The sequence below is a fragment of the Streptomyces sp. NBC_00207 genome, assembly GCF_045160965.1.
Taxonomy (GTDB): Bacteria; Actinomycetota; Actinomycetes; order Streptomycetales; family Streptomycetaceae; genus Streptomyces.
Map to the genome: position 1 here is coordinate 147,327 of NZ_CP130715.1, position 26,802 is coordinate 174,128.

Below are 26,802 nucleotides of genomic sequence, written 5' to 3' on the forward strand. Positions count from 1 at the left end.
GCGCGACCATGAGGGAGAGCGACCGATGACCCATGCCGACGGCCCGGCCACGGCGGCGGCGCGGCCCGAGACGGCCTGGCCCCTGGAGAACCTGCTGTTCAGTGCCGCGCTGGTGGCCCGGCGGATGCCGTGGGCGGACCTGCCCGCGCGCACGCTCGGTCTGGACGCGCTGACCCTCGACGGGCTGACGGACCGGCTGATGGCGCACCTGAGGAGCGGCCGGGACGGGCGTCCGGTGCGGCTGCGCACCCCCTTCGGGGCCTTCCTCGTACCGCCCACCCGGGCGGACGCGCAGAGCCTGCTGGCCCGTGCCGACGACGCCGGGGCGCTGGGCACCCCCTGCGGTCTCGCGGCCGACGGACGCCGGTACGGGCTGTCGCCGCACGTGGTGCCGGCGGGCGCGTGGGAGGTTCCGGCGCACGGCGGCGCGGGTGCGCTGGGCACCCTGGTGGCCGAGCAGCTCCCTGCGGTGACCGGTGCCCGGCGGGAGGACGGCACCCTGGACCGGGACCGCTGGCAGGCCGGCATGCTGCGGCTGAGCCGGCGCGTCGTACTGGGCGCCGAGGCCGCCGAGGACACCCTGCTGAGCGAGATGGTCTCGGCGGCGGCCGCCGCCGCGGGCGGGCGTGCGTACGAGGGACGGGCGGCGGCCCTGCGACGGCGGATGGCACCGTACCTGGCCGACCCCGAACCCGGCTGCCTGGCCGGCCCGATGGCGGCCGGGGCCCAGGGCGGGCCGGAGCTGCTCCTGGCCGTGGCGCACGCGCTGGCCCTGGTCTCGGCGGCCACCGGCGTACCGGCGCTGAAGGCCCTGACCCTGCTCGGCGCGAACGGGGACGCGGACGCGGACGCTTCCGGAACGCGCGCCGATGCCACGGGGAACGCGCCGTCGGCCGGGGAGGCGATCGGCCAGGCCGCGGACCGGGCCCTGGACCGGGCCCTGGAGCAGCACCCTGTACTGACCGCCGTGGTGTATCCGGTCCGCGCGCCGTTCGGCGCGCAGGGCCTGGTGATCGGAGCCGGGGAGGAGATCCTGTACGACCCGGCGCTGTTGGGCCGGCGGGTGGCGGGCGAGCGCACGGATCCGGCGTGGGCGCTGTGCGGGAACCCGTCCGGGTGCGCCGTCGCGGGGTTCGCCGTGCGCGTCGGCCGGGAGGTCGTCCGCGCAGTCGCCGGCGCGGTGCCTCCCGTGGTTCCCCGTGCGCGGTTCGCGGTGGACTGCCCGCCCGGCACCGCCGGTTCCCGGGCCGGGGCCGTGGCCGCGCCGCTCTCCGCGTTCGGGGCGCGGGGGCGGGCCGGCGCGGAGCGGCTGGACCGGCATGCCGAGGCCCTCTGCGCGTGCGCAGCCGACGCCGGCTGGAACGGGAGCGAGGCGGGCGAGCGGTTCCGCATGGTCCTCCTCGCGCACGCCGACCGGTGTGCGCGGGCGGCTGCGGACGTGCGCAGTGCGGCGCGGTGGCTGGCGGACTGAGGGCCGTACGCGGGGCTGCTCCCGCCCCGGGCCCCCGAACGGAGGACTTGAGGCGGTTTCCGTCCCGGCCGGCCGTGATCAACAGGGCTCGCGGCCGTTGAACCGGCGGAACACCGTCTCGCGGGCAGCGAGTCGGCCGTCGTACGAGGTGAGGGTGGGGTCCGGGCGTGAGGGACAGCGTGGTCGAGATGATCAGGGCGACCGGGGCGGAACTGGGCTCCGCCCGAAGGCTGCTCGGCGAGGCCGGCGGTGTGGCGTGGGACCGCCTCCTCGACTGGCTCGTCGACGACTACTTCCGGGTGGTCGCGCTCGGCCTGGAGAACATCCCCGCGCAGGGCCCGGCGGTGATCGCCGTCAATCACTCCGGTGCCTGGGGCCTCGACGCGTTCGTCCTGGACAAGGTCCTGGGCAGGGCGCTGGACCGGCGCGTGCGTTTCCTGGCGGCTCCGTTCGTCTTCCGCACTCCCATCCTGGGGCGGCACGCGCGCCGTAACGGTGCGCTGCCGATCGGTCCGACGGCCGGTGTCGAGCACCTCAACGCGGGGCAGCTCGTGGGGGTGTACCCGGAGGGCATCGCGGGTCTGGAGAAACCGTTCACCGAGCGGTACCGGCTGCGGTCCTTCAGCCCCGGCTTCGCGGTCGCCGCCATCCGCTCGGGGGCTCCGGTGGTGCCCGTCGGGATCGTCGGCGCGGAGGAGGCGTGCCCCAAGCTCGGCGAGGTGCCGACCCTTGCCCGGCTGTTGGGCGTGCCGTACTTCCCGGTCACCACGCCGTTCCCGCTGCCGTCCAACTGGACGATCACCATCGGGGAACCGATCCCGGCGCCGGCCCGTCCCGACGGGCTGGCCGCCCGCCGGGACGCCGCCCGGGCGCTGAGCGAGAGGACGCGTACGGCCGTCCAGGAGCTGATCGACCGCGAACTGGCCGATCGGGAGCACCTGTTCGACTGAGGAGCCGGCGGGGCGGGGTCAGCTTCCCTTGTGCTGCCGGATCGCCTGTTCGCGGAGGGCATCGATGAGCGTGGTGAGGTGGGGCCGGTCGCGACGGCTGAGTGCGGCGACGCCGATGTGGCGGATCGGCCCCGGCGAGGTGACGGGGACGGTGCACAGGCCGGGGATGTGCGGGGCGAGTGCGATGGAGGGGATCAGGGAGATTCCCATGCCTGCGGCGACGAGCGAGCGGGCGAAGAAGTAGTCGGTGGTGGTTCCGCGCACGTGCGGATCGAAGCCGGCGCGCTCGGCGTAGCGGCGCAGGTACGCCTCGGTCTTCAGGCAGCCGAGCACCCAGGGTTCGGCTGCCAGTTCGGCGAGGTCGAGGGCGTCGCGGCCGGCGAGCCGGTGCCCGTGCGGCAGGACGACGTGCAGGGGGTCTTCCAGGAGCGGCGTCCACTGCAGGCGGGAGCCGGCGCCCGGCCCGACGGGGAGCGGGCCGTCGAAGTGGTAGGCGAGGGCGAGGTCCACGGCGCCCTGGCGGACGAGGGGCAGGGTGTCCTCGGGTTCGCCCTCCCTGATGTGGAGCACGGCGTCGGGGTGGGCTGCGGTGAGCCGGGTGAGGGCGGCGGGCAGCAGGAGGCGGCCGCCGCTGGTGAAGGTGGCGACGGTGAGTCGGGTGCGGCCGGTGCTGAGCCGGGTGACCTGCTGTCGGGCGTGTTCGAGCTCGGCGGCGACGGATTCGGCGGCGCCGACCATGATCTGGCCGGCCTGGGTGAGGGTGACGCCGCGGGTGCTGCGGGAGACGACCTGGGTGCCGAGGCCGCGCTCCAGGGCGGCCACCTGCTGGGAGACGGCCGAGGGGGTGAGGCGCAGGGCCGTGGCCGCCCGGTTGAAGCTGCCGTGCTCCGCCACCGCCCGCAGGACGCGGAGCCGTTGCACATCGATCAACAGTTTTCCTTCATACGTATCCAGCAGGTCGGGACTTCTGCTGATGACGATAGGTCTCCAGGATGGGGGCATGCAAAGGATCTGTGTCATCGGCGGAAGCCGGTACTTCGGAAAGCTCCTGGTGAAGCGCCTGCAGGGGGCGGGGCACCGGGTCACGGTGGTCAACCGCGGTTCCACGTCGCCGCCCGCCGGCGTGGAGCACCTCGTCGCGGACCGCAACGACGAGGCCGCCCTGACGGCCGCGCTCGGCTCCCGCACCTTCGATGTCGTGGTGGACCAGGTCTGCTACACCCCGGTGCAGGCCGCCGTCGCCGCCCGCGTCTTCGCCGGCCGTACCCGGCGCTACGTCATGACCTCCACGATCGAGGTCTACGACCCCGCGACCGCGGCGCTGCCGGCCGTGCCGTGGGGCACGCCGGTGCCGGAGGAGAGCGTGGACCCGGCCGTCTGGCCGGTGGCGATGGATCTTCCCTGGCACGAGGACGCGTACGTGGAGGCGCACTACGCCGAGGGCAAGCGGCAGGCGGAGGCCGTGTTCGCCCGCGCCGGCGGCTTCGGGTTCGCCAGTGTGCGCAGCGCCCATGTGCTCGGCGGCGGCGCGCAGGAGTTCACCGGCCGGCTGGCGTACTACGCGGGGCGCATCGCCAGGGGTGAGGAGATCGCCGTGCACGCGCAGCCGCTGCCCACGGTCTTCATCCACCACGAGGAGTTGGCGGACCTGCTGCTGTGGGCGGCCACGGCCGGCTTCACCGGTGCGGTCAACGCGTGTTCCGACGGCCCGCTCGATGTCTACGGCTTCGCCGCGGCCGTCGCCGCGCAGGCGGGCCGGGAGCCCGTGTACCGGACCGTCGCGGCGGGCGGGCAGGCTTCGGCGTTCTCCTTCGACCGCCATTACGCCATGGGCAACGCGCGTGCGAAGGAGCTGGGGTTCTCCTTCTCCCGCACCGGCGACTGGCTGCCCGGCGCCGTCGCCGAAGCCCTCACCGCCGAACCGTCCCCCACCGTCTGAGGATCGGGCCGCCATGCAGTACCGCACCATCGCCGGCACGGTCGTCGGCGCCATCGGCCTGGGCGCCATGCCGCTGTCGATCGAGCACCGTCCGGACGAAAGGCAGGCCATCGCCACCGTCCATGCCGCCCTCGACGCCGGCGTCACGCTCATCGACACCGCCGACAGCTACCACTGGCACGCCGGCGAGGCCGGCCACAACGAGCTGCTGATCGCCCGCGCCCTGGCCCGCTACGGCGGCGACACCTCCGGCGTGCTGGTGGCCACCAAGGGGGGCCGGGGCCGTCCCGGCGACGGCAGCTGGACCGTCACCGCCACCCCCGCCCACCTGAAGCAGGCAGCCCAGGCCTCGGCCAGGCGCCTGGGCGTCGAGGCGATCGGCCTGTACCAGCTGCACAAGCCGGACCCGGCCGTGCCGTGGGCAGAGTCCGTCGGCGCGCTGCGCGAGCTGCTCGACGCCGGCACGATCCGCGCCGCGGGAATCTCCAACGTGACCACCGCCCAGATCCGCCAGGCGCACCGGATCCTGGGCGGCGCTCTCGTCTGCGTGCAGAACCGGTACTCGCCCGCCGTCCGTGACAGTGAGCCGCAGCTGCGGCTGAGCACCCGGCTGGGGCTGGCGTTTGTGCCGTGGAGTCCCCTGGGCGGCATCTCCCGCAGCTCCCTGGACGGCCCCGGCGGCCCCGGCCGCCCCGCCACCGCCTTCCACCGTGTCGCGGCCGGGCGCGGGGTCAGCCCGCAGCAGGTCGCCCTGGCCTGGCTGCTCGCCCGCTCCCCGGCCGTGATCCCGGTACCGGGAGCCAGTCGCCCGCTGTCCATCACCGACTCGGCCAGGGCTGCGGAGCTCACGCTGAGCACGCAGGAGCTGGCGCTGCTCGAGGATGCGCTGCCGGGCTGAGGCGGGTCACGGTGTGGGGTGTCAGGCGCGGCAGCGCAGCATCTCCAGCGGGGGGTTGGCGTGGAAGTCGGCCCAGAAGTCCGCACCGAACGCGCGGAGGCCGGCCTCCGACACCGTCAGCGGGACCCAGGTCAGCTCGCTGAACCCGGCTGCCTGCAGGCTCTTCTCGTAGACCTCGCGGCGCGGGCGGTTGGCGACGAAGGAGACCGGCTGGTCGAGCAGCGCCGTGGTGCGCACCTGCGGCCCGGTCTCGGCTTCCTCGCCGGTCAGGACGGAGAGGAAGCCGTACTTCTCGGGGGTCGGCCCGTCGAAGCGGAAGTCGGGCGACTGGTTGAGCAGGAAGAACTCGCCGCCGGGCTTCAGGCTGCGGTGCGCGTTGCGGCACATCCGCTCCGTGGTGGCGATGTCCTCTGCGTAGTTGAGGAGTTGGACCGCCAGGCCGACGTCGAAGCGCTGGGCGATGGGCCGCAGTTCGGCCACGTCGCCGACCTCGTAGCGGGCGCCCAGCGGATCGCGCTCTTCCAACTGCTGTGCGACGGAGACCATTTCGCCGGAGACGTCGACGCCGAGGACCTCCTTGGCGCCGCGCCGCTTGAACTCCCTGCTGTAGAAGCCGGTGCCGCAGGCGAGGTCGAGGACCGACTTGCCGCGTACGTCGCCGACCAGGGCGAGGAAGCTGGGGACCACTACGTACTGTTCCAGCGGCAGGGCCTTGAACCCCTCGTAGGCCTCACCGATTTCGTCGTACTGCTGCTGCGCGCTCATGGTGGTGTTCTCCCCGTTTCGGCATGTCCGGCCGCGGTCCCCGGTCCCCGACTGCGGGGCGTGCCGCGGCTTGTGACTGGCAGTCTGTACGGGTGCGGGCAGGCCGTCGTACTGGCTGAAGCCACAAAGATCGGGGCGTCGTCCCGGTGTGGTGTACGGCGGGTGCGTGGCGGCGGGCGGGCGGCTAGCGCGTTGTCCAGCCGCCGTCGACCGGCAGGGTGGCGCCCAGGACGAAGGAGGCGCGGTCGCTGCAGAGCCAGGCGGCCGCCTCCGCGATTTCCGTCGGGTTCGCCATGCGCGGGAGGGGGGCCGACCGGAGGAGGACTTCTTCCATCGCCGGGTTCTGCCGGAGCCAGTTGTCGATCATCTCGCTGCGGGTGGAGCCCGGGGCGATGGCGTTGACGCGGATGCCCTGGGCGGCGTATTCGCAGGCGGCGGCTTTGGTGAGGCCGAGGACCGCGTGCTTGGAGGCGATGTAGGTCGCCGTCACCGGGGTGGCGACCAGGCCGGCGGTGCTGCTGTTGTTCACGATGGAGCCGCCGTCGCCTGCGAGCATGGCGCGGATCTCGTGGCGCATGCAGTTCCAGACGCCGCGGACGTTGGTGTCCATCACGGTGTCGTAGGCGTCCTCGTCCAGCAGGTGCATCGGCCGGGGGGTCACGCCGATGCCGGCGTTGTTGAAGGCCGCGTCGAGGCGGCCGTAGGCGGCGACGGCGGCCTCGACGGCGCGGGCTACGTCCTGGGTGCGGGAGACGTCGGCGACCACGTACTGGGCCTGGTGGCCGGCGGCGCGCAACTCCTGGGTGAGGGCGGCGAGTTGGGGTTCGCGGCGGGCCACCAGGGTCACCGAGGCGCCTTCGCGGCAGAATACGCGTGCGGCGGCCGCGCCGATGCCCGCGCTCGCGCCCGTGATCAGCGCCGATTTGCCCGCCATCAAAGAGTTGCTGGTCTCCCGGGTCATCGCGCGACCGTAACACGAGGGGATGGAGGGCGTGATGACGGAAAGAGTCGTGCTGGTGACCGGCGCCAGCGGATTCGTCGGTTCCGCGGTGGTGCAGCGTCTGGCGCAACAGGGCGTGCCCGTAAGGGTGTTGGTGCACCGGGCCGAGGTGCCGTCAGGAGTGGGCGTGGAGAGCGTACGGGGGGATCTCGTGCGCTGCGGGTCGGTGCGCGGGCTGTGTGACGGTGTCGGCGCCGTGCTGCACCTCGCGGCGCGGATCGGGGGCACGCAGGAGGAGTGCCGGGCCGTCAACGTGGAAGGGACGCGGGCGCTGCTGGCCGAGGCGGAGCGGGCCGGGGTGCGGCGGATCGTGCAGCTGGGGACGGCGGCCGTCTACCGGGACGGGGCGCACCGGGGTGCGGTGGAGGGGGAGCTCGCCGAGGAGCCGGAGTCGGTGACCAGTGTGACCCGGCTCGTCGGTGAGCGGATGGTGCTGGCGGCGGGCGGGGCGGTGGTGCGGCCCCACCTGGTGTACGGGCGGGGGGATCGCTGGGTGGTGCCGTCGCTGGTGCGGCTGCTGGCGCGGCTGCCGCACTGGGTGGACGGCGGGCGGGCCCGGATGTCCATGGTGTCGGTGGACGCGCTGGCGGGTGCGATCGCGGAGCTGGCCGTACGGGAGGAGGGGGTGGGGGGTGTGCTGCATGCGGGTCACCCGGAGCCGGTGAGCGCGCGGGAGCTCGTGGGGACGGTGGCGCGGGAGCTGGGGCTGCCGTTGCCGAGGGGGGAGGTGGACCTGTCCGGGGCCCTGGAGTTGCTGGGGGGCCCGGAGGGTCCGGATCCGGTGGTGCGGCGGCAGGTGTCGCTGTTCGCGGTGGACCACTGGTACGACAGCGGGCGGTTGTGGGGGCAGCTGGCGGCGTCCCCGGGGGCGCGGTTCTCGCAGGCGTTCGGTCAGTACGCCGACTGGTACCGCGGCGCGGAGCGGATGCGTCGCCGCTGACCCGCAGGGGGTTCGGGGGGCGGTGTGGAAGCGGGTGTCACCGCGGGGGGTGCGGGTGCCGTGGCGGGGGTGCTGGGGTCATGCCAGGGGGTGCGGGCCGGGCCGGTCCTGGGCTGCGCCGGTGACGGTCGAGGTGAAGACGGTGCGGCCCTCCTGGTGGCCGGTGACCTCGACGCGGCCGGGTGCGGCGAGGGTGGCGTCCACCCAGCAGGGGGCGTCCAGTTCGGCGTACTGGTGGAACTCGGTGGACAGGCCGGTGGGGGTGAACGTGCCGGGATGGTGGAGCCCGCACGCGGCCTGGCGGGCGGCCTCGACCAGGACCATGCCGGGGTGGTGGTCGTTCGCGTGCTCGAAGAGGATCGGGTGGTCGAGGTCGGGGTTGAGCTGCCAGCGGCCGGGGCGGTCGGCGGGTGCGAGGACCACGTCGAAGGGGGCCAGCCGGCCGGCGGAGGCGGGAGGCACGGGGGTGCGGCGGGGCAGCGGAAACGCCAAGCCGGCGTGGCCGCGCTCCCCGCGCAGCCGGCGGTAGGTGGCGGGGGCGACGCAGGTGAAGCGGGCGGTGCCGCGGGCGGCGAGTTCGCCGTTGCGGTGGATGTCGACCTGGAGGAAGCCGGAGAAGCGGCTGCCCTTCCAGGTGAAGTCCGTGCACGTGGCGGTCATGGCGAGTTCGCTCGGTCCGCGGCCTATGCGCAGCTGCTCGGGACGGGAGGTGAAGTCCAGGCTCCAGAGGAGGACGTTGTGGCCGAGGGGAACTCCGTAGACGGCGTGGCAGAGGTAGAGCCCCGTCTGTCTGATGGTCTCGCCGGCCTGTACCGGGTCGTGGCCGCCGCCGTCGGCGCTGGTGAAGAAGGTGTGGGCGCGGGGCCACTGCCCGGTGAGGGAGAAGGTGTCGTCGCCGGTGCGGTCGCAGCCGGTGAGGAAGACCTCGGCGAGTGAGCTGCGGTGGACGTACTCCCTGGGCACCGTGGTGGTCAGTACCGGGGCCTCGTTGCAGCGCGTCCAGGGGTCTCCCGCTCCCCGGAGCGGGAGGACGGGAGCGTTGTTCCGGATCGTCAGCATGGTCATGGGACCTCTCCCGCAGAGCCGTTTGACGGATGGGACGGGGTGCGTACGCGAGACGCAAGATACGTACTCTCCGGTTTTGTTTGCAAGGTGCGGAAGGAGAGTGGATGTCGCTCGTGCACCGGTGGCGGGTGCGGTCGCAGAGGGCGGTGCGGGGGCGCCGTGACGTCGACCAGCGAATATCAGGATGGCGGCCGTCGGCCGTGATGTGAGGGATCGCGGCCCAAGTGGGAGAAGGCCTTCCGGTCATCTGCGCCGGTCCGGCAGGGCTTCGTCACGTGTTGTTCAACGAGCGGGGCGCGAGTCGTTCTTGAGCGATCGTCATGCGGCAGGACCTGCCCTGCAAACCATTGGCAGGCGGGGTGGTGCAATGCCAGAATCGGGGCCGCCGCCGGTCATCAAAAGAACCGGATGGATGGTTTTTGAACGCAGGGTGTCGGCAGCTCGCTGCACCCTGTGACCGATGTTCGCCACCATCCGGGAGAGCCGTCAGATGACCCGTCAGTGCCCCATAGCGATCGACCTCTCCGGAGCGGACGTGCACGCCGAGGCGGCGCGCATCCGGGAGCAGGCGCCGGCGACGCAGGTGCTGCTGCCCGGCGGGGTGAGAGGCTGGGCCGTCAACCGGCACGCCGACATCCGCAGGCTGCTGGTGGATCCGAGAGTGTCGAAGGACGCCTACCGGCACTGGCCGGCGTGGATCGAGGGAGAGGTCGGCGCCGAGTGGCCGCTGGCGATCTGGGTCTCGGTGCAGAACATGATCACCGCCTACGGCGAGGAGCACACGCGCCTGCGCAAGCCGGTCGCCGCCGCGTTCACCTCGCGGCGCGTGGCCGCCCTGCGACCGAGGATCGAGGAGGTCGTGGACGGGCTGCTGGACGGCCTGGCCGCGCTGCCGCCGGGCCGGGTGGTCGATCTGCGGGCGGAGTTCGCGCACGAACTGCCGACCCGGATGGTCTTCGAGCTGTTCGGCATCCCGGAGCGGTCGTGGGCGCCCCTGCACAAGATCATCAGAGGGTTCTTCGACACGACGATCACGGTCGAGGCCGCACAGCAGAACGCCGTGGACATGGACGTGACGATGGCCGACGTGGTCGCGTACCGGCGGGCGCACCCGGGCGACGACATCACCAGCGTGCTGATCGCCGCCCGGGACTCGGGCGGTGAGGAGGACGGGGCGCGGCTCAGCGAGAAGGAGCTGGTCGACAACCTGATCCTGCTCTTCACGGCCGGGTACGAGACCACCGTCAACCTCATCTGCACGGCCCTGCACGAACTGCTGTGCCGCCCGGACCAGTTGAAGCTGGTGCGCGAGGGGCTCGCCTCCTGGGAGGACGTGGTCGAGGAGGCGCTGCGCATCGAGCCGCCGGCCTCGTACGGGCTGCTGCGGTTCGCGGTGGAGGACATCGACATGGGCGAGGGGGTGGTGATCCCGCAAGGGGACCCGATCCTGGTGTCGTTCGGCTCGGTCGGGCGGGATCCCGGCCTGCACGGGGCGCAGGCGGACCGGTTCGACGTCACGCGCGCGACGCGCGGACAGCACCTCTCCTTCGGTTTCGGGACGCACTACTGCCTGGGCGCGACCCTGGCGCGGACCGAGTGCGCGATCGCCGTGCAGCGCTTCTTCGAGAGGTTTCCGGAGCCGGTTCTGGCGCCCGCGGAGAGCGGGGAGCTGGCGCGGGTGGCCTCGTTCATCTCCAACGGACTGCAGGAGCTGCCCGTGGTGCTGGGGGCCGGGAGAAGGGGGTAGGTGAGGCGGAAGGGAAGCAAGTGACGGAAGAGAGCGTGGGGTTTTTGTGGAGAGGTGACGGATTGTGATGCCCGGCTGGATAGAGGTCCTTGACTAAAATACGGACCTTCTGGTTGGTTTTGATGGGGTGGCGGATCCTGTCAGGGGGTCCGTCAGGCACAACCCCTGGACAACGGAGGCACCGTGGCACGGCAAGAGCGTGCGGTACGTACGCGTCGCGCGATCTTGGAAGCGGCGGCGGCGGTCTTCGACGAGCGCGGATACGACGCGGCCACCATCGCCGACATCCTCGCCCGGGCGGGGGTCACCAAGGGCGCCCTCTACTTCCACTTCTCCTCCAAGCAGGAGCTGGCCCAGGGGGTGCTCGAGGAGCAGTTCGCCGAGGGCGGGGTGCCGCACCGGGAGAGCAAGCTCCAGGAACTCGTCGATGTCGCGCTGGTGCTGGCGTACCGCATGAAGCACGAGCCGATGCTCAGCGCGGGGGCCCGGCTCTCCCTGGGCCCGGGCATGCGCGACATCTTCGGCGGGGGGTCCGTGCCGGGCTGGATCGAGTTCACGCGCGCGCTGCTCAGCGAGGCGAAGGAGCAGGGCGAACTGCTCCCGCACGTCGATCCCGCCGAGACCGCCTGGATCCTTTCCGCCTGCTGGACCGGCGCCCAGATCTTCTCCCAGACCCTCAACGACCGGACGGACCTCGAACAGCGGGTTGCCGCCGTCTACCAGCACATCTACCCGAGCATCGCCACGCCGGCGGTGCTCGCGCGGCTGGAGATGGGGCCGGACCGGGGGCGGCGGGTGACCGCGGAGATGGGGATCGCGGCCGGCGGCCCGGCACAGGAACCCGAGCCGGCGCTGCCCTGAGGCCGCAGCGTCCGGCGCGTGGTGAGGACGCGCGGGGTTGGGGTACAAGGCTCTGGAGGTCCGGCCGCGGGGCGGGTCGGTGCGCGTCGGCCCCGGCACGTCGCCTCTAGCCCGTCGGCCCCGGCGCGTCGGCTCCAGCAGGACGCGAGCCGCGCTCCGGTGCGGCCGCGGACGGTGGGCGACAAGATCTTGTACCCCCTGGGCAAACCGCATTGACGGTTTGTGGAGACTCCATGGCCAAGCAGGAGCGTGCGGCCCGCACGCGAGAGACTCTGATCCGTGCCGCTGCGGAGGTGTTCTCCGAGCAGGGGTTCGTCACCGCGTCGATCGCGGCGATCAGCCGACGGGCCGGCGTGAGCGCCGGCGGGCTGCACTTCCACTTCGAGAGCAAGACCGCGCTGGCCCGGGCCGTCGAGGACCGGGCGTCGCAGGCGGTGCGGCGCATCACCACCGACAGGTGGGGGGTCGCCGTGGCCCCGGCCGGGGCGGTGGACGGCAACGCCCTGCAGGTACTGGTGGATTCCTCCCACGCCCTGATGGCCCTGCTGGCGTCGGACGTGGCGGTACGGGCCGCCTTCGGGTTGTGCGCGGACGTCGCCCACCTGAGCGAGATCGACCTGCGCCGTCAGTGGCGCCTGTGGGTCGAAGCCGTCACACGGGCGGCGGCGCGGCACGGTGCGCTGGCCGACGGGCTCGCCCCGCAGGACGCGGCGAGCGTGGTGGTGGCTGCCACCGTGGGGCTGGAGGCCCTGGGGGCCCGCGAGCGGGACTGGCTCGCGCCCCCACCCCTCACCCGGTTCTGGACACTGGCACTCCCCCGGCTCGCGGCCGACGGGACGCTGGGCGGGCTGGCGCCGGAAGGCTCGGCAGGACATGGTTCTGCCGCGCACGAGGACTCCGTACCAGACTGAATGGTCTGTTTGAGGAGCTACGGGAGCCATCTCCAGGGCCCCGGTCGGGGGCGATCAAGGGATGCGGGGCATCGGTCCAGGATGCCGGAGGGCAGGTGAAATCCCAGTTGAGAGTGGGTTTTTGAGTGACCGTCAGGGTGCGTTGATCTCCAAAACAGCACAACCGGTTTGATATTGACAAACCGTCGGTCCTGTTTTCTACTGGCTGTGCGACTCATCCAAGGACAGGGGAGTACGGCGTGGACATCGATGTACTGGGCGCGTTGGCTGTGCGGGAGAACGGGATCTCCATCACGCCGACCGCCCCCAAGCCCCGGCAGGTCCTGGCGCTCCTGGCCCTCCATGCCGATCAGGTGGTGCCCGTATCGGCGCTGATCGAGGAGCTGTGGGCGGGTGAACCGCCGCGCAGCGCGCGGACGACGCTCCAGACGTACGTCCTGCAGTTGCGTGCTCTCATCGCGACCGCTCTGGAGCGGGGCGCGGCCGGCGGCGCGGAGGCCGGTGCGCATCCCGGGACGGATTCCGGGACCGGTGCAGGTCCCGGCGGGGCCGTGCGGACCGCGAAGGACATACTCGTCACCCTGCCGGGCGGCTATCTGCTGAGCAGTGGCGGCGGGGTGCTGGACGTGCGGGAGTTCGACCGGCTCGCCGGGAGCGGCTACCGCGCCATGGACGCGGGCGACTTCCCCGCCGCGGCGCGGCTGCTGCGCGAGGCGCTGGCCCTGTGGAGCGGGCCCGCCTTCGCCGACGTGCAGAGCGGGGTCCAGCTGGACATGGAGGCCAGGCGGCTGGAGGAGACGCGGCTGTGCGCCCTCGACCAGCGGATCGAGGCGGACCTGCGGCTGGGCCGGCACCGGGAGCTGCTGGCCGAACTGACCGTGCTGGCGAGCCGGTACCGCACGCACGAGAACCTGCACGGCCAGTTCATGCTCGCCCTGCACCGCTCGGGCCGGCGCGGCGAGGCGCTGGACGTCTACCAGCGGCTGCGCGGGACGCTGGTGCGCGAGCTGGGGCTGGAGCCCTCCGTGGCGCTGCGGCGCCTGCAGCGCTCGATCCTGATGGCGGGTCCCGAGAGCCTGTCCGAGCCCGGCGTCGAGCCCGGGGGCGAGCGGCTCGTACGGGTCTGAGGTGTGTGAGGTCTCTGAGGCCTTCGGGGCCTTTGCTCCCCGGCCTGTCAGGGGCCTTCGGGGGGCGGGGGCTCCGCCGGTGGCGGCGAGAGGGGACGGCTCGGTGCAGGAGAGGTCGGAGCGAACCCGTCGGCGGCTGGTCTGCGCCGCGGCCGAGATGTTCCACCGCAACGGCTACGCCAACGCGACGCTGGACGAGATCGCGGGCGCGGCCGGGGTGACGAAGGGGGCGCTGTACTTTCACTTCGCCTCCAAGGACGAGCTGGCGGAGGCCGTGCAGCAGCGGGGGCACACCCTGCTGCACGACGCGGTACGGGCCCTGCGCGAGTCGGGGGCCTCGCCGTTGCAGGCGCTGATCGACATCACGCACTGGCTGGCCGCAACGCTGCACGAGGATCCGGCGATCCCGGCGAGCTTCCGGATCACCAAGGAGTGCGGGGCGGGGCCCCGGGGGCCGGCCGGGGCGCGGCCGGCGGTGGTGGACTTCCACTCGGCGTGGATCTCGGCGGTCTGTTCGCTGCTGCGGCTGGCAAGGGACGCGGGTGAACTGCCGGCGGCGGAGCGCGGGTGGCAGGGCGCGGAGGCGCTGGTGACGGCTGCGGCGTGCGGGATCGAGGTCATGTCCGGTACCGGGATGCCCTACCGGGAGCTGCAGCGGAGGGTGGCGGCGATGTGGGCCCTGCTGCTGCCGAGCCTCGTGGACGGCGAGCGGGTACGGCAGTACCGGGCGCAGGCGCGCGATGGCGCGTCGGCCGGCACCGGGGCCGGGGCCGCCGCGGCGGGCGTGTAGCTCGCGCAGACGTCAAAGGACCGGTACGGCAGCAGAGTTGGCCGCCCGGTATGGGGCGTGCCGTGTCGTGGCTTCCCCTTCGGCGGGCGCTGCCGGGACGGTTTCGGGTTCGATGCGGGATTCGGGCGGGTGCACGGCTGCGGCCGGTGCGGGTGCGTGTGGCGGTGAGCGCGCGTGCCGGTGCTTGTGCGTGCCGGTGCTTGTGCGGTCCGGGGGATGTTTCCAGACGTTCGGGGAGCGCTCTCGGGGAGTGTTCGTGCGGTGTTCCGCCCGGTGCGGCCGTGATGGCCGCGGCTGCGGGGCGGGGCTTGGAGAGGGGCTCGAAGGGAGCTTGAGAAACCGGTGACATCGTTCAGGGACCGCTACCGTGCCCCGAGTCGAAGGCCGAACAACGAGGGACTCGACGACGTGCGGAGGAGACGGTGAAGATTCAGGTGCTGGGTCCGTTGAGCGCCGAGGTCAACGGGGGTTCGATCGTTCCGAGCGCACGCAAGCCGCGGCAGATCCTCACGCTCCTCGCCCTCTACCCGGGCCGGGTGATGCCGGTGCCCACGCTCATGGAGGAACTCTGGGGCACCAACCTGCCGCAGAGCGCGCTCACGACCCTGCAGACGTACATACTCCAGCTGCGCCGGCGGCTGGGTACCGCCATGGGACCGGGCGCAGGCGCGGGGGGCGCCGGTGGCGCGAAAGAGGTCCTCGTCACGCGGCACGGCGGGTACCTGCTGCAGATCCCGCCGGAGGCGGTGGACGTGCACGAGTACGAGGGCCTCGTGGCCCGCGGCCACAGCGACTTCGAGCAGGGCGACGACGAGAGCGCGGCGGCCCTGCTGCGCGCGGCGCTCGCGCTGTGGCAGGGGCCCGCGCTGGTCGACGTACGGGTGGGCCCGATCCTGGAGATCGAGGTGATGCGGCTGGAGGAGAGCCGGCTGGTCACCGTGGAGCGGCGGATCGATGTGGATCTTCGGCTGGGCCGGCACTCGGAGCTGCTGGCCGAGCTCACGGAGCTGATCGCCCGGCATCCGCAGCACGAAGGGCTGCACTCGCAGGCGATGGTGGCGCTGTACCGGTCGGGCCGGCAGGCGACGGCCCTGGACGTGTACCGGCGGCTGCGGGGCCGGCTGATCGAGGACCTGGGAGTGGAGCCGTCGCCGCAACTGCAGCGCCTGCACCAGGCCATGCTGGCCGTCGACCCGGCGCTGGACGTGCAGGCGGGGCCGAAGCGGGGGTCGACCTTCGACCTGTACGCCGTCTGAGCCCGCTGCCCGGGGTCACGGCGGTGGCCGTGGCCGTGGTCGTGGCCGTGGCCGTCATTGATGCGGGATGTCGATGCCGGCTGCGCGCAGGTTCGTCTCGACCAGGGTGTTCAGCCGGGCGATGGACGGTGCCTGGTCTTCGCGGTGGTGGTTGACCAGGGCGTACCGGGAGGCGGCGTCGGGCCGGTTCCGGAAGCCGGCCGGCGCCGTCAGCAGCGCGCCGTTGGCCAGCAGTTTGCCGGTCAGCGCGGACGCCAGTTCCTCGATGCGCGGGTCGTCCGGGTCCCAGGACCTCGCGTCCCAGCCCCTCTTGGTCAGCTCGACGTGCTCGGGGTCGTCGAGGACGTCCTCGAGGCGGGCCAGGAAGCTGTCGAAGATCTCCGGAACCAGGGCCCGGGCCAGTACCAGGGCCTCCCGCTGGCCGGCCAGGTAGTCGGGGGCGAAGCCGAGTTCGGCGAGCCGGTCCAAGGCCGTGCAGGCCCGGTCGGGCAGCAGGACCCGGTCGCCGTGGGCGAGCCGGTGCAGGGTGTCGCGGCGTGCGCTCAGGTCCTCGATCCGTTCGGTGAGCCGGCGGTGGACGTCGTCCAGGGCGGCGGCGAACCGCTCGGGATCGGCGTCGAGCAGGTCACCGATCTCGGCCAGTGGCACGCCGGCCCCGGCCAGGGTCCGGACCCGGACCATGCGGAGCAGGTCGGCCGACCGGTAGCGCCGGTAGCCGGAACCGTCACGTTCCGGCTCGGCGAGCAGGCCGAGGCGGTGGTAGTGCCGCACGGTCTTGATCGTGACGCCGACGAACGCCGCCGCCTGGCCGATCGTGAGCCCGTCTGCCATCGGATCAGCGCGCCTGCGGATCGTGGGCGGCGTTCAGGTACGGGTTGTAGTCGATCACAGGGGCGAGGGTAGCGCGCATCGGCTCGGTCCACGGTCGCGAGGGAGATTGACCTTGACCTTGGGTCAGGGTGCACGCTCATCGCACGGCCGCCTCGGAAGGGCCGGAGGCCACCGGGCCTCCAACTCACGGGGCCACGCTGCGCTTTCGAGCCGTGCCGGACGCCTGCCCATCGCGAGATTGAGGAATGACCCATGAGCGAGTCCCTCCCCACCACGAAGAACTCCGCCGCCGCCGTACCGGAGCGCCCGGAGCTGCAGCAGGCCATCCGGGAGATCGTCGGTTCCGGTATCGCCGGGGTGACGCTGCGCGTGCACGACGAGCGGGGCGAGTGGGTCGGCAGTGCCGGTGTCGCGGAGCTGGGCGAGAGCGCCGGGCCGCCGGTCGACGGCCACGTCCGTATCGGCAGCAACACCAAGACCTTCACCGCGACCGTGGTGCTGCAGCTGGTGGCCGAGGGCGCGATCCGGCTGGACGACCCGGTGGCCGGCCACCTGCCCGGGTTCGGGCTGGACCGGCGGATCACCGTGCGGATGCTGCTGCAGCACACCAGCGGGGTGTTCAACCACACCGGCGAGCTCCTGGAGGACGGGACGGTCGCGCACGGGATCCCTTCCACGATCGCGGGCCGGGAGTGGGTGGAGGGCCGGTTCACGACCTACCGGCCCGAGGAGCTGGTGCGGCTGTCGTTGTCGAAGCCGGCGCGGTTCGAGCCGGGGACGGGCTGGAGCTACTCCAACACCAACTACGTGCTGGCCAGGCTGCTGGTCGAGAGGGTCACCGGCCGCTCGTGCGCCGAGGAGATGCAGGAGCGGATCCTGGGACCGCTCGGCCTGTCGGGAACGTCGCTGCCCGGCACCGGCGTGGAGATCCCCGAGCCGCACGCCCACGCCTACTACCGGTACGAGGACGCCGGCCGGCAGGAGACGGTCGACGTCACCCGGCAGAACCCCTCCTGGATCTCCGCCGGCGGGGACATGATCTCGACCACGAAGGACCTGCACACCTTCATCTCCGCGCTGCTGGGCGGCAGGCTCCTGCCGGCCCCGCTGCTGGCCGAGATGTGCACGCCGCACGCCGCGAGCGGTTTCGGACTGGGGCTGCGCGTGCAGGAGGTGGGCGGGAACGGCGCCACCGTCTTCTTCCACAACGGCGGCGCGGCGGGCCATGCGGCGCTGATGTACAGCACGCCCGACGGCGGCAAGACGCTGACCGCCGCGCTGAACTATGTGGACGACGCGGCGATGTCGCTGGCGGCGGCGTTCCAGAAGGCGCAGGCCAGGCTCGTCGAGGAGGTGTTCGGCGGCGGGCGGGCCGGATCGGCTGACGGTGCGGCCGCCTCGGCGGCGGCCGGGGCGGCTCGGCCGGCGGGCTGAGCACCCGCCCGGGACCCGTACGCCGGTCGTGCGGGCCGGGGCTATCTCCTGGGCCAGCCGATGTCGTCGTCCGGGCGGGTCTTCCCGGTCGGTTCGGCGGGCCGGAGGGCGGGGGCCGCGAGCGTGGTGTGGGCTGCGGGCGTCCAGGACGCGCGGGATGCGCACACCGATGGCCTCATCGTCGACTCCAAGGCGCTGAATGCGGGAAGAGCGGGGCGCCGGCCGGGTCCCGGGGCCGGGTTCTGGAGAGTCTGCCTCGGCCGGATCGAGGAACGCTCGAGGAACGCATGACGTGCGCATGAGAGCCGCCGCGAACCCCTGGCAAAGGTTTGCCCGCGTATTGCCGGGCGTCCTACGCTCGTTGGCGGTTCCCGACAGATTTCTTGCCCGCGACCTCAGGGATGCTCATGCTGCGACAGCCCGCGTTCGGACACCGCCTGAGAAAGCTCCGGACGGCCCGGGGACTGTCCCAGACGGCGCTGGCCGGCGAGGGGATGTCCACCGGCTATCTCTCCCGTCTGGAGTCCGGTGCACGCCAGCCGACCGAGCGGGCCGTGGGGTACCTGGCCGGCCGACTGGGCCTGGAGGCGGCCGACTTCGAGGAGCCGGCCACCGGTTCGCTGGCCCATGCGCTCACCCTCGCGGCGTCCACCGGCTCCCCCGACGCCGTCGAGGCTCTGCGCCAGGCGCTGACCGCCGAGGAACACGAGAGCCCGGTCCTGCGCTGGCAGGCGCTGTGGCTGCTCGCCGGTGCCGCCCGCGTCCAGGGCGACCACGCGCTGGAACGGGAGCGGCTCACGCACCTGGTCGAGCTCGGCGAGGAAGTGGGCGTGTGCGAGCTGCGCGTACGGGGCCTGACCCGCCTCGCCCGCTGCCTGCGGTCCATCGGTGAGATCAAGGCGGCCCTGGAGGCCGCCGTCGAGGCCCACCGGATCGCGCTGGGCGAGGAGTTGGGCGTGGAGGACCGGGCCACCGCCCTGCTGGCGCTCGTGTCCGTCCAGGCCGAGGCCGGCCGGATCGGCGACGCGCGCGTGCACGCCGACGAGCTGACCGTTCTCGTCGAGGGCCGCGCCGACGCGCTGTGGGCCGAGGCCATGTGGACGGCCGCCGCCGTCCGGATGCGCCAGGGCGACTACCCGGGCGCGCAGGCCTGCCTGGACGATGCCCTCGACCGGTTCGGCAGCCAGGAGGACCTGGTCCTGTGGACCCGGCTGCGGCTGGCCACGGCCCGGCTGCACCTGCAGAAGCTGCCCGCCGATCCCGGGCAGGCCCAGCGCCGCGCCGCCGAGGCCGAGGCCGCTCTCGCCTTCGTGGGCACACCGGCGCTGCGGCAGGACCTGACCGCGCTCCAGGCCGACCTGGCCTTCGCCACCGGCCGGTACGACGACGCGCGCGCCCTGCTCGCCGCGCTGGCCGGCGACCAGTCGAGGATGACCTACCGCGGCCGGGTACGGCTGGAGATCCTGCGGCATCAGCTGCTGATCCTCGGCGGCGACCCCTGCGGGATCCAGGGCCTGCGGGCGCTGGCGCAGCAGGCTCAGGAGGACGCCAACATCGACCTCGCCGCCGAGATCTGGCGAGTGCTGGCCGACGCACTGACCCCGGCAGGACAGGCAGGACAGGCAGGACAGGTAGGACAGGTAGGTCAGGCCGGTCAGGGCGGTCAGGCGGGCCCGGCGGGTCCGTCGGGCCTGGTCGGCGGGGTCTCGCCCGTCGGGGGTTGAGGAAGGCTCGAGTCCTGTGGTGCAGCCTGGAGGGCATCGCAGGAACGAGCAGGGCGGGGGTGCGTCTCATGTCGTCGCAGCGCGTGCACGCGAGCGAGCAGACGGCGTGGGTGGCCGCCCCGGCCGGCGTCGTCTACGGACTGCTGGCCGATGCGGTCCGCTGGCCCCTTCTGCTGCCCTCGCACGTCCACGTCGAGCGGATGGACTTCGACGGGGTCCGGGAGCGGCTGCGCCTCTGGGACGTGCGGGACGAAAGGGTCCGCTCCTTCCACGTGCGCCGGGTGCTGGACCCGCGCGCCAGGACCGTCGGGTTCGAGCAGGAGGACACCGCCCGCCCGGGTGTGCCCACCACCGGCCTCTGGACGGTCGAGGCGCTCGGCGAGACGGAATCACTGCTGACGCTGCGTCAGGAACGCACCCTGGAGGGGCTGCCCGCCGCCGAGACCGGGCGCAGCCGGCAGGAGTGGCAGGCGGAGCCGGCCGAACAGCTCGCCCAAGTGAAGCAGGTCGCCGAGCGCTGGGAGCGCCTGGACCAGCTGCTGCTCTCCTTCGAGGACAGCGTGCACGTCGACGGTCCCGCCGAGCTGGTCTACGACTTCCTCTACCGGATCGGGGACTGGCCCGAGCGCGTCCCGCACGTGGAGTCGGCCGGGGTGATCGAGGACGTACCCGGCGTGCAGCTGGCCACGGTGGACACCTGCGCCGCCCCCGGCGGACGCACGCTCACCACCCGGTCGGTGCGGCTGTGCTTCCCCTCGGCCGCGCGGATCGTCCACAAGGAGCTGACGACGTCCCGGCTGATCGCCGCGCACAGCGGCGAGTGGTCGCTGGTCCCGGACGGGGGCGGCGTACGGGTGGTCTGCGCCCGGCAGGTGATGCTGCGGGAGGAAGCGGTCGAGGAGGTGCTGGGTGCGGGGAGCGGCCTGGTCGAGGCCCGCCGGTACGTGCGGACGTGGCTGGGGCGGGCCGGTACCGAGACGCTGCGCCTGGCCGGGTGGCACGCCCAGAGCGCCGTCCGGCGGCTGCGGTGACTTCCGGGTTTCGCCGTCCGCGGGTCCACGGGTCCGCGATGAGCGCGGGTCCGCTGTGAGCGCGGGTCCGCTGTGAGCACGAGAAGGAGGTCGTGACCATGGTCCCCGTCCGGTACCGCCCTGATCCGCTCGACGCGCCGGTGCACATCGCCGGTCCCGAAGGCCCCTGGGACGAGGTGGGCGACCGGCTCGACGACGTCGGCCGGGCGGTCATCTGCACGACGTGGGGCCAGTGGCTGGCGGCCGTGCTGCTCGACCCCGCGCTGCGGCCCCTGCTCGGGAGCGACTGGCCCCGCTACCGGCAGACGGAGCCCGCGGCCGGCAGGATGCGGTTCGCCGTCTCGCGGTTCGTGGTCAGGCACGCCGCCGCCGCGGCGCTGAACGTTCCCGTGGACGGCCTGGAACTGGGGTACGAGCCGGGCGGACAGCCCCTGGTGCGGGGTGCGGGCGAGGACCTGGAGGTGAGCCTGGCGCACACCGGTGAGCTGATCGTGGTCGGCGTCAGCCGCACCGGTCCGATCGGTGTGGACGTGCAGGCCGCAGACCGTGACGTCTCCTGCGACGGGCCGGCCGGGCCCCTGTGCACCGTGGCGGAGGGCGCGGCGCTGGCCGCGCTGCCCGAGAGCGAGCGCCGGGCCCGGCTGCTGTGGCTGTGGACCCTGAAGGAGGCCCACGCCAGGGCGCTCGGGCACGGGCACGGGCTGCGGCGCGGCTCTTCCACCGTCGGGTTCGGCCACGACGACCGGGGGCGTGTCGTCCTGGCGGGCGCTGTGCAGGAGGGGGGGCCGGCCGGGGACTGGTCGTTCACCACCCATCTCGTCCAGGAGCGCTACCTGGTCGGCGCCGCGCACCGGCGCCGGCGCGTCCTGCCGGCGGCGGCCCGGGAGGCGCAGGTCGACACCGGTTCGCGAAGCGCTGCAGTCCCGCTCGAGGAAAGGGGGTCCGGGCCGGTGGACCACTTACGCTTTCTGCGACCGGTGACCTCCGGGCGGGGCGAGGGAAGGCGGACGCCGTGAACGCAAGGGAACGTCCCGCGGTGCCCTTCGCGTCGTCCCCGCCGTGTCGTGTCCGTGTCCGTGCCGGCGACTGACGGGAGCGCGGCGGGCGTCCGGGCCGGCTGTGTGCGGGCCGGCCGGTGAGCCGCCGTGACGCCGCGGACGGGCCGGGGCCGGTCCTTGCGGTGGTGCACGAGGCGGGCCGCGGTGCGCCCGGCTCCACGCTCGTCCTCGGCCTGCGCGGGCTGCGCCACGACGCGGACGCCGAGGTGTTCGCCGCCCGCATCGCCGAGCGCCACCGCAGCTTCCGGGTCACCCTGGAGGGCCACGGTCCGGGCCGGCACACCCTGCGCCTCCTGCCGGACGCCGCCGCGGCCGGCCCCGCTCCGCTGAGCGCCGGGCTGCTGGCCGACCTGCTGGGCCCGTACCCGGGCGGCGGCGAACCCCTGGCCCTGGACGGGTACCGGCGCGAGCTGCTCGTGGAGGCCGTCACCCGTCCCGAGGGCGCGGAGCGGTACGTGGAGCAGATCCACTGGAACTGGGCGGGACCGCTCGACCGGGACCGCTTCGACGCGGCCTGGCAGTCCGTCTGCGGGCGGGAGTCGGTCCTGCGGGCCGCCTTCGACTGGACGGCCGTGCCACGGCTCCTGCTGCATCCGTGCGCCGAGGTCGAGGTCGTCCACCGCACCCGCGCCGAGATCGCCTGGCAGGACCTCCTCGACGCGGACCGGGCGCGGGGGTTCGCCCTCAACCGGCCGCCGCTGCTGCGCCTGACCCTGCTGGAGGGGGAGCCGGGGGCGCCCACCCGGATCCTGCTGACCTGCCACCGGGCCCTGCTCGACGAGCGCGGCGTCGGTCTCCTGCTGCGCGCGTTCTACCGCGCCTACCTGGCCGCAGGCGTCCTGCCCGGGGGTGAGCGCCGCCCCGACCTGTGGGACCACGCGCGCTGGCTGGCCCGGCAGAGCGACGAGGGCGCCCGGGAGTTGTGGACGCGTGCGGCGCCCCCGCGCGGCGCCGCGACCGCGCCGGGCCGTCCCGGTGCGGACACCCGCCAGAGCGGTCAGGGGCGCCTGCGCCGGCGGCTGGGCGAACCGTACGGTCCCCGGCTGCGGTCGTGGGCCGCGGCCCGGGGTGCCGGTGAGAGCAGCGCCCTGCACCTGGTGTGGGCGCTGCTGCTGTACCGGGCGGCTGCGGCCGAGGGGCCCCTGCCGGTGAGTTTCGGGGTCCGGCTCTGCGGCGGCGACATCGCGCTGCCCGGAGCGGCCGGTATCCCCGGGCTGCTCGGCAGTGCGCTGCCGATGACGGTGCGGGTGGATCCGGCGGCCCCGCTGACCGGCCTGTTGCAGCAGGTGCACGACGCCCGGCTGGACATGGCCGCCTACCCGTGGGTGTCGGGCGACCGCATCCGCGTGTGGAGCGGGCGGGGGCCGGGCGAGCGGCTCACCGAGAGTGTCATCGTCTTCGACGGCCCGGCCGGGCCGGGGGCCGACGTGGGCCGTGAACTGGCGGCGCAGGGCATCGGCGTGGATGCACCGCGGACCGTCGGGGCCGGAGCCGGGGTGCCCGTCACGGTCGTGGCCCGGCACGAGAGCGGCGGCGCGCTGGTGCTCGACGCCGTCTACGACCGGGCGAGGCTGGCGGACGCGGACGCGGCCGCGGTCCTGGGCCAGTGCGTCGGCCTGCTGCGGGCCTTGACCGATCTGCCGGACCCGGATCCCACCGTCGGCCGGGTGCTGGACCTGCTGGCGGACGACGGGGTCCCCGTCATGGCCGGGCGGCCGGCCGCGGCGCGGCGCGCCGCCGTCAGAACGCTGCGCAGCGGGGCGTCTTCGGCGGACGTGATCTGTCTGCTGGTGGTCCCGGGGGTGGTGGGCGGCTGCTACGAGCTGTTCACGCGGGAGCACCGGGGCCCGCAGACCATCGTGGCGCTGGACCTGGAGGGCCCGCCCGGCCCGGTGGTGCCCGCCGCGCTGACCGCCCTGACCGGTCTGCTGGCGTCGGGCAGGCGGCTGGTGCTGTGCGGGTGCGGTCCCGGCGCGGGGGCGGCGTACGAGCTCGGGCGGGTCCTCGCGCAGGGGACGGGATCGCCGGTGAGCGTGGTCATGACGGGCCTGGGCGGTCCCCGGGGCAGCGCGGACGCGCTCGCCCGGGGGCTCGCGGGGGTGGCGGTGCGGCGCGGCTGAAACGGCCGGACGGCCCGGCCGCCGGGCGGCCGGGGGCTGACCGGCCGGGCGTTACGCGGCGAAGAGGTCGAAGGTGGAGGTGCAGCGCGGTCCGGCGAGCACGTCGAGCTGCGGGTCGACGGCCAGCATGGCCTGGTGCAGGCGCTGGAGTTGCGGTGACGGCTCCACTCCGAGGTCCTCGATCAGCCGGCCGCGCAGCCGGCGGTAGACGTCCAGGGCGGTCGCCTGCCGGCCCGCGCGGTACAGGGCGACCATGACCTGCGAGTGGAGTCCTTCGTGCTGGGGGTGGCGTGCGGTCAGCTCGGTCAGTTCGGCGATCAGTTCGCCGTGGCGGCCCAGCCTGAGGTCGGCGTCGATCCGCCGCTCCACGGTGACCAGGCGGCTCTCCTCGAGGCGCATGACCTCGATGTCGAGGATCGGTCCGACCCGTACGTCGACGAGTGCCGGGCCGCGCCACAGGTCCAGGGCGGCCCGGAAGCGGGCGGCGGAGACCTGGCTGTCGCCGGACTCGAAGGCGGACTGGCCCTCGCGGACGAGGCGTTCGTAGTCGTGCACGTCGACGTCGTCCTCGGGTATCTGCAGGAGGTAGCCGCCGTGCCGGGTGACCAGCACCTCCTTGGCGCCGCCGGGGGCGTCGGGCCCCATCGCGGTGCCCAGCCGCCTGCGCAGCTGGAGGATGTACGTCTGCAGGGTGGTCAGGGCGCTCTGCGGCGGCGCGGTTCCCCAGATCTCCTCCATGAGGGTGGGAACCGGTATGACGCGCCCTGGATAGAGCGCGAGGAGTGACAGGATCTGTCTTGGTTTGCCCGCGGTCGGAACTATGGATCCGCCGTTGACCTCGGCGCTCAGTGGACCCAGAACCTGAATTCTCACGGTCTCCTCCGTACTTCCTTGGCTCTTTTCCTCCGGTGGCCAAGGAGCTGCCCCCGTTCGAGGCACGCTAGCCGGGGTGGATGTGTTCCATCTCTTTCCTGTAGCGGGTTTCGAGCCGCCTTCCACCTGCGGTGCCGTGCCCGGGTGACCTTTTTCTCACGGGTGCCGGGAATGCGGGAAAGGATTCCGTCGTCTTTTCCGTTTCGGGAACTCCGGGGCGGATTCCTGCCGGGCGGATTCCCGGGCGGTCACGGCCAGTCGATAAGGGTGGTGGCGGGGCCGGTGCCGGGGGCGGCCGGGGCGCCGGCCGAGGCCGGGGCGACCGGCCAGTCGATGTCGCCGCCGTCGGCGTGGGCGGCCGCGCCGGCGGTGAGGACGGCGGTGGTGGCCAGGGCGGCGGTGGCGACGAGGCGGGCGATGTTCTTCATGGTGGCTCCTCCGTGGCAACGTTTCGAATGTTTTTGGCAAGTCCTCTGCCAAGAAGATTGGCAACGTCCGCTCGGGATTTGCTCGTCAATCGCTTGAGAAGGACTGGAGCAAGGGGCGCCTGCCGTCTCCCGCGCGGTCCGCATGCCGCTGTGAATCGCTGCGACCTGCGCGGAAGCCGATGGGGCGGGGTCGGCGGGGAATCTTGCCAAGTGTTGCCAAGGGGCCGGAACTCGAGTGCCGCCGGAGCGGGCATTGCCAAAACTGCCAAGCGATAGGCAATGTATTGCCAGACGTTTTGGCAATGCGTGGAAGACAGGGTCGTGGACGTGCCGCGGCCCCGACAGCGGGGGGAGGCCCCTGAATTGAATGCGCCGACGTACGACACGGAAGGAACGGCCCACCTGAACACGGCGGGCACGGGCCGGATGCCGGACGGCGTGCGGGCCGTGCTCGCCGCCTGCACGGCCCGCGACGACCGCTTCGGGAGCCGCGCGCTGGCGGAGCACCTCGGCGCCGTCCTGCACACCGAGGTGCACGAACGACTCGGCGCCCTGCTGGGCGTCCCGGCCGGCGACACGGTCCTGGCCACCGGCGCGGCCGAGGCCTTCGACGCCTTCGTCCGCGCCGCGGAACTCTCTCCCGGCGACCGGATCTGGACCACCCCGTACGAGGGCGTGGCCCGCCTGAGCACCCTCTACGCCCTGCGCGACCGCACCCGTTGCCGGCTGGAGGTCGTCCCGCTGCGGGCGGACGGCGACCTCGACCTGGACTGGATGCGGGCCCACCTCGACGGGGACGTCGCCCTCGTCTCGGTGGTCCACGTCTCCTCGGCCTGCGGAACGGTCAGTCCCGTCGAGCAGGTGGGCCGGCTCCTGGCCCCCCACCGGGCCCGGTACGCCGTCGACGCCTCCCACTCGGTCGGCCAGCTCCCCGTCGACGCCGCGCGCATCGGCGCGCAGCTGGTCACGGCGGACGGCTGGCGGTTCCTGCGCGGCCCGGAGGCCGTGGGCTTCGCCTACGCGGCGCACGGGGTGTGGAGCGGACGCCCGCCGGCGCCCGCCCCGGCCGCCGTCGCCGCGCTGAACGCCGCCCTCGCCCACCATGCCGCCGCCGTGCGCCTGCCCTACGAGGACCTGCTGCCCCGGCTGCGCGCCGCCGTGGAGCGGACGCCCGGGATCGAAGTGCTCGCGCCGGGCCGGGAGCAGGCCGGGATGCTGGCCTTCCGTCACGGCGAGGTGCCGGCCGCGCTCATCCGCCGCGCTCTGGCCCGGCGCGGGGTCGTCCTCTGGAAGACCGTCGCGCAGGAGAACCCGCTCCACCCGGCCGCGCGGGGCGGCGCCACCGCCGTGCGGGCCTCCGTCCACCGCGACAACAGCGCACAGGACATCGACCGCTTCGAGCAGGCCCTGCGGGACGTCCTCCGGGAGGAGCGCGAGGAGCGGGAGTACACCGGCGGCGCGGCCGTGGCCCCGGGTGCGGCGCTGGCCGCGGCCGGCGGGGACCGCTTCGGCGGGCCGCCGCCGTACCGGGGGACGCCGGTCCGCCGCGGCCACCTCACACTGCACCGGACGACCTGAGCCCC

Annotated in this window: 24 protein-coding genes; 17 read left to right on the forward strand and 7 right to left on the reverse strand. The window is 73.5% G+C overall.

Annotation, left to right across the window (positions count from 1 at the left end):
* The first annotated feature begins 25 nt into the window (after nt 1–25).
* Nucleotides 26–1,471 carry a hypothetical protein gene (locus tag OG472_RS00755; protein ID WP_405940641.1) on the forward strand — a complete coding sequence of 482 codons (1,446 nt, stop codon included), beginning with the start codon at nt 26–28 and terminating at the stop codon, nt 1,469–1,471.
* Nucleotides 1,472–1,638: 167 nt separating this feature from the next.
* Nucleotides 1,639–2,421 (forward strand): lysophospholipid acyltransferase family protein, encoded by a 783-nt coding sequence (locus OG472_RS00760; RefSeq protein WP_401614701.1) that lies wholly within the window; start codon nt 1,639–1,641, stop codon nt 2,419–2,421.
* Between the two features lie 18 nt (nt 2,422–2,439).
* On the opposite strand, the gene OG472_RS00765 is transcribed toward OG472_RS00760, so the two are convergent.
* Nucleotides 2,440–3,351 carry a LysR family transcriptional regulator gene (locus OG472_RS00765; RefSeq protein ID WP_401614699.1) on the reverse strand — a complete coding sequence of 304 codons (912 nt, stop codon included), beginning with the start codon at nt 3,349–3,351 and terminating at the stop codon, nt 2,440–2,442.
* A gap of 70 nt (nt 3,352–3,421) precedes the next feature.
* Here OG472_RS00765 and OG472_RS00770 point away from each other — a divergent pair, with 70 nt between their 5' ends.
* Entirely contained in the window at nt 3,422–4,360 is a 939-nt protein-coding gene (locus tag OG472_RS00770) for an NAD-dependent epimerase/dehydratase family protein (protein ID WP_405940642.1), read from the forward strand.
* A 13-nt stretch (nt 4,361–4,373) separates the two neighbouring features.
* Nucleotides 4,374–5,258, forward strand: a complete 885-nt coding sequence (locus OG472_RS00775) for an aldo/keto reductase (protein WP_405940643.1) — start codon at nt 4,374–4,376, stop codon at nt 5,256–5,258.
* A gap of 21 nt (nt 5,259–5,279) precedes the next feature.
* On the opposite strand, the gene OG472_RS00780 is transcribed toward OG472_RS00775, so the two are convergent.
* Nucleotides 5,280–6,023 (reverse strand): class I SAM-dependent methyltransferase, encoded by a 744-nt coding sequence (locus OG472_RS00780; RefSeq protein ID WP_405940644.1) that lies wholly within the window; start codon nt 6,021–6,023, stop codon nt 5,280–5,282.
* A 184-nt stretch (nt 6,024–6,207) separates the two neighbouring features.
* Nucleotides 6,208–6,984, reverse strand: coding sequence for an SDR family NAD(P)-dependent oxidoreductase (locus OG472_RS00785; RefSeq protein WP_405940645.1), 777 nt, complete (start codon nt 6,982–6,984; stop codon nt 6,208–6,210).
* 34 nt (nt 6,985–7,018) lie between these two features.
* Here OG472_RS00785 and OG472_RS00790 point away from each other — a divergent pair, with 34 nt between their 5' ends.
* Nucleotides 7,019–7,963, forward strand: coding sequence for an NAD-dependent epimerase/dehydratase family protein (locus tag OG472_RS00790; RefSeq protein WP_405940646.1), 945 nt, complete (start codon nt 7,019–7,021; stop codon nt 7,961–7,963).
* Between the two features lie 78 nt (nt 7,964–8,041).
* On the opposite strand, the gene OG472_RS00795 is transcribed toward OG472_RS00790, so the two are convergent.
* Nucleotides 8,042–9,028, reverse strand: a complete 987-nt coding sequence (locus OG472_RS00795; protein WP_401614687.1) for a ScbA/BarX family gamma-butyrolactone biosynthesis protein — start codon at nt 9,026–9,028, stop codon at nt 8,042–8,044.
* 460 nt (nt 9,029–9,488) lie between these two features.
* Between OG472_RS00795 and OG472_RS00800 the strand changes: the two genes are divergently transcribed.
* The 6 genes from OG472_RS00800 to OG472_RS00825 all read left to right on the forward strand — a co-directional run bounded on the left by OG472_RS00800 (nt 9,489) and on the right by OG472_RS00825 (nt 15,720).
* Entirely contained in the window at nt 9,489–10,775 is a 1,287-nt protein-coding gene (locus OG472_RS00800; RefSeq protein WP_401614685.1) for a cytochrome P450, read from the forward strand.
* Between the two features lie 183 nt (nt 10,776–10,958).
* Nucleotides 10,959–11,636 carry a ScbR family autoregulator-binding transcription factor gene (locus OG472_RS00805; RefSeq protein WP_383577403.1) on the forward strand — a complete coding sequence of 226 codons (678 nt, stop codon included), beginning with the start codon at nt 10,959–10,961 and terminating at the stop codon, nt 11,634–11,636.
* A 233-nt stretch (nt 11,637–11,869) separates the two neighbouring features.
* Nucleotides 11,870–12,547, forward strand: a complete 678-nt coding sequence (locus OG472_RS00810; protein WP_405940647.1) for a TetR family transcriptional regulator — start codon at nt 11,870–11,872, stop codon at nt 12,545–12,547.
* 239 nt (nt 12,548–12,786) lie between these two features.
* Nucleotides 12,787–13,674 carry a BTAD domain-containing putative transcriptional regulator gene (locus OG472_RS00815; RefSeq protein ID WP_401614681.1) on the forward strand — a complete coding sequence of 296 codons (888 nt, stop codon included), beginning with the start codon at nt 12,787–12,789 and terminating at the stop codon, nt 13,672–13,674.
* Nucleotides 13,675–13,777: 103 nt separating this feature from the next.
* A complete protein-coding gene (locus tag OG472_RS00820; protein ID WP_401614679.1) occupies nt 13,778–14,464 on the forward strand; it encodes a ScbR family autoregulator-binding transcription factor in 687 nt (228 codons plus the stop codon).
* Nucleotides 14,465–14,886: 422 nt separating this feature from the next.
* On the forward strand, nt 14,887–15,720 hold the full coding sequence (locus tag OG472_RS00825; protein WP_405827034.1) for a BTAD domain-containing putative transcriptional regulator: 834 nt from the start codon (nt 14,887–14,889) through the stop codon (nt 15,718–15,720).
* A 54-nt stretch (nt 15,721–15,774) separates the two neighbouring features.
* Here the strand turns inward: OG472_RS00825 and OG472_RS00830 are convergent, their stop codons facing one another.
* Nucleotides 15,775–16,551: a MerR family transcriptional regulator gene (locus OG472_RS00830; RefSeq protein WP_405940648.1), complete on the reverse strand. Its 777-nt coding sequence runs from the start codon at nt 16,549–16,551 to the stop codon at nt 15,775–15,777.
* A 252-nt stretch (nt 16,552–16,803) separates the two neighbouring features.
* Between OG472_RS00830 and OG472_RS00835 the strand changes: the two genes are divergently transcribed.
* The 5 genes from OG472_RS00835 (at nt 16,804) to OG472_RS00855 (ending at nt 23,918) form a co-directional block, all read left to right on the forward strand.
* Nucleotides 16,804–17,985, forward strand: coding sequence for a serine hydrolase domain-containing protein (locus OG472_RS00835; RefSeq protein ID WP_405940649.1), 1,182 nt, complete (start codon nt 16,804–16,806; stop codon nt 17,983–17,985).
* Nucleotides 17,986–18,392: 407 nt separating this feature from the next.
* On the forward strand, nt 18,393–19,709 hold the full coding sequence (locus tag OG472_RS00840) for a helix-turn-helix domain-containing protein (RefSeq protein WP_405940650.1): 1,317 nt from the start codon (nt 18,393–18,395) through the stop codon (nt 19,707–19,709).
* A gap of 68 nt (nt 19,710–19,777) precedes the next feature.
* On the forward strand, nt 19,778–20,740 hold the full coding sequence (locus OG472_RS00845; RefSeq protein ID WP_401614669.1) for an SRPBCC family protein: 963 nt from the start codon (nt 19,778–19,780) through the stop codon (nt 20,738–20,740).
* Nucleotides 20,741–20,838: 98 nt separating this feature from the next.
* On the forward strand, nt 20,839–21,756 hold the full coding sequence (locus OG472_RS00850; RefSeq protein ID WP_401614734.1) for a 4'-phosphopantetheinyl transferase family protein: 918 nt from the start codon (nt 20,839–20,841) through the stop codon (nt 21,754–21,756).
* Between the two features lie 119 nt (nt 21,757–21,875).
* Complete coding sequence (locus OG472_RS00855; protein ID WP_405940651.1) at nt 21,876–23,918, forward strand: condensation domain-containing protein; 2,043 nt, start codon at nt 21,876–21,878, stop codon at nt 23,916–23,918.
* Between the two features lie 51 nt (nt 23,919–23,969).
* On the opposite strand, the gene OG472_RS00860 is transcribed toward OG472_RS00855, so the two are convergent.
* Together OG472_RS00860 and OG472_RS00865 are read right to left on the reverse strand one after the other, a co-directional pair.
* Nucleotides 23,970–24,791, reverse strand: coding sequence for a BTAD domain-containing putative transcriptional regulator (locus tag OG472_RS00860; protein ID WP_405940652.1), 822 nt, complete (start codon nt 24,789–24,791; stop codon nt 23,970–23,972).
* A 248-nt stretch (nt 24,792–25,039) separates the two neighbouring features.
* The gene (locus OG472_RS00865) at nt 25,040–25,219 is read right to left on the reverse strand and encodes a hypothetical protein (RefSeq protein WP_405827039.1); all 180 of its coding nucleotides are present in this window, start codon (nt 25,217–25,219) and stop codon (nt 25,040–25,042) included.
* A gap of 363 nt (nt 25,220–25,582) precedes the next feature.
* On the opposite strand from OG472_RS00865, the gene OG472_RS00870 reads away from it, so the two are divergent.
* A complete protein-coding gene (locus OG472_RS00870) occupies nt 25,583–26,797 on the forward strand; it encodes an aminotransferase class V-fold PLP-dependent enzyme (RefSeq protein WP_405940653.1) in 1,215 nt (404 codons plus the stop codon).
* The last annotated feature ends 5 nt before the right edge of the window (nt 26,798–26,802 follow it).

What these genes read in the sequence shown, in the direction of transcription:
- OG472_RS00755 (WP_405940641.1), top strand. Translation starts at nt 26, where the DNA reads ATGACCCATGCCGACGGCCCGGCCACGGCGGCGGCGCGGCCCGAGACG.
- OG472_RS00770 (WP_405940642.1), top strand. Translation starts at nt 3,422, where the DNA reads ATGCAAAGGATCTGTGTCATCGGCGGAAGCCGGTACTTCGGAAAGCTC.
- OG472_RS00775 (WP_405940643.1), top strand. Translation starts at nt 4,374, where the DNA reads ATGCAGTACCGCACCATCGCCGGCACGGTCGTCGGCGCCATCGGCCTG.
- OG472_RS00780 (WP_405940644.1), bottom strand. Translation starts at nt 6,023, where the DNA reads ATGAGCGCGCAGCAGCAGTACGACGAAATCGGTGAGGCCTACGAGGGG.
- OG472_RS00785 (WP_405940645.1), bottom strand. Translation starts at nt 6,984, where the DNA reads ATGACCCGGGAGACCAGCAACTCTTTGATGGCGGGCAAATCGGCGCTG.
- OG472_RS00790 (WP_405940646.1), top strand. Translation starts at nt 7,019, where the DNA reads ATGACGGAAAGAGTCGTGCTGGTGACCGGCGCCAGCGGATTCGTCGGT.
- OG472_RS00795 (WP_401614687.1), bottom strand. Translation starts at nt 9,028, where the DNA reads ATGACCATGCTGACGATCCGGAACAACGCTCCCGTCCTCCCGCTCCGG.
- OG472_RS00800 (WP_401614685.1), top strand. Translation starts at nt 9,489, where the DNA reads ATGTTCGCCACCATCCGGGAGAGCCGTCAGATGACCCGTCAGTGCCCC.
- OG472_RS00810 (WP_405940647.1), top strand. Translation starts at nt 11,870, where the DNA reads ATGGCCAAGCAGGAGCGTGCGGCCCGCACGCGAGAGACTCTGATCCGT.
- OG472_RS00830 (WP_405940648.1), bottom strand. Translation starts at nt 16,551, where the DNA reads ATGGCAGACGGGCTCACGATCGGCCAGGCGGCGGCGTTCGTCGGCGTC.
- OG472_RS00835 (WP_405940649.1), top strand. Translation starts at nt 16,804, where the DNA reads ATGAGCGAGTCCCTCCCCACCACGAAGAACTCCGCCGCCGCCGTACCG.
- OG472_RS00840 (WP_405940650.1), top strand. Translation starts at nt 18,393, where the DNA reads ATGCTGCGACAGCCCGCGTTCGGACACCGCCTGAGAAAGCTCCGGACG.
- OG472_RS00845 (WP_401614669.1), top strand. Translation starts at nt 19,778, where the DNA reads ATGTCGTCGCAGCGCGTGCACGCGAGCGAGCAGACGGCGTGGGTGGCC.
- OG472_RS00850 (WP_401614734.1), top strand. Translation starts at nt 20,839, where the DNA reads ATGGTCCCCGTCCGGTACCGCCCTGATCCGCTCGACGCGCCGGTGCAC.
- OG472_RS00865 (WP_405827039.1), bottom strand. Translation starts at nt 25,219, where the DNA reads ATGAAGAACATCGCCCGCCTCGTCGCCACCGCCGCCCTGGCCACCACC.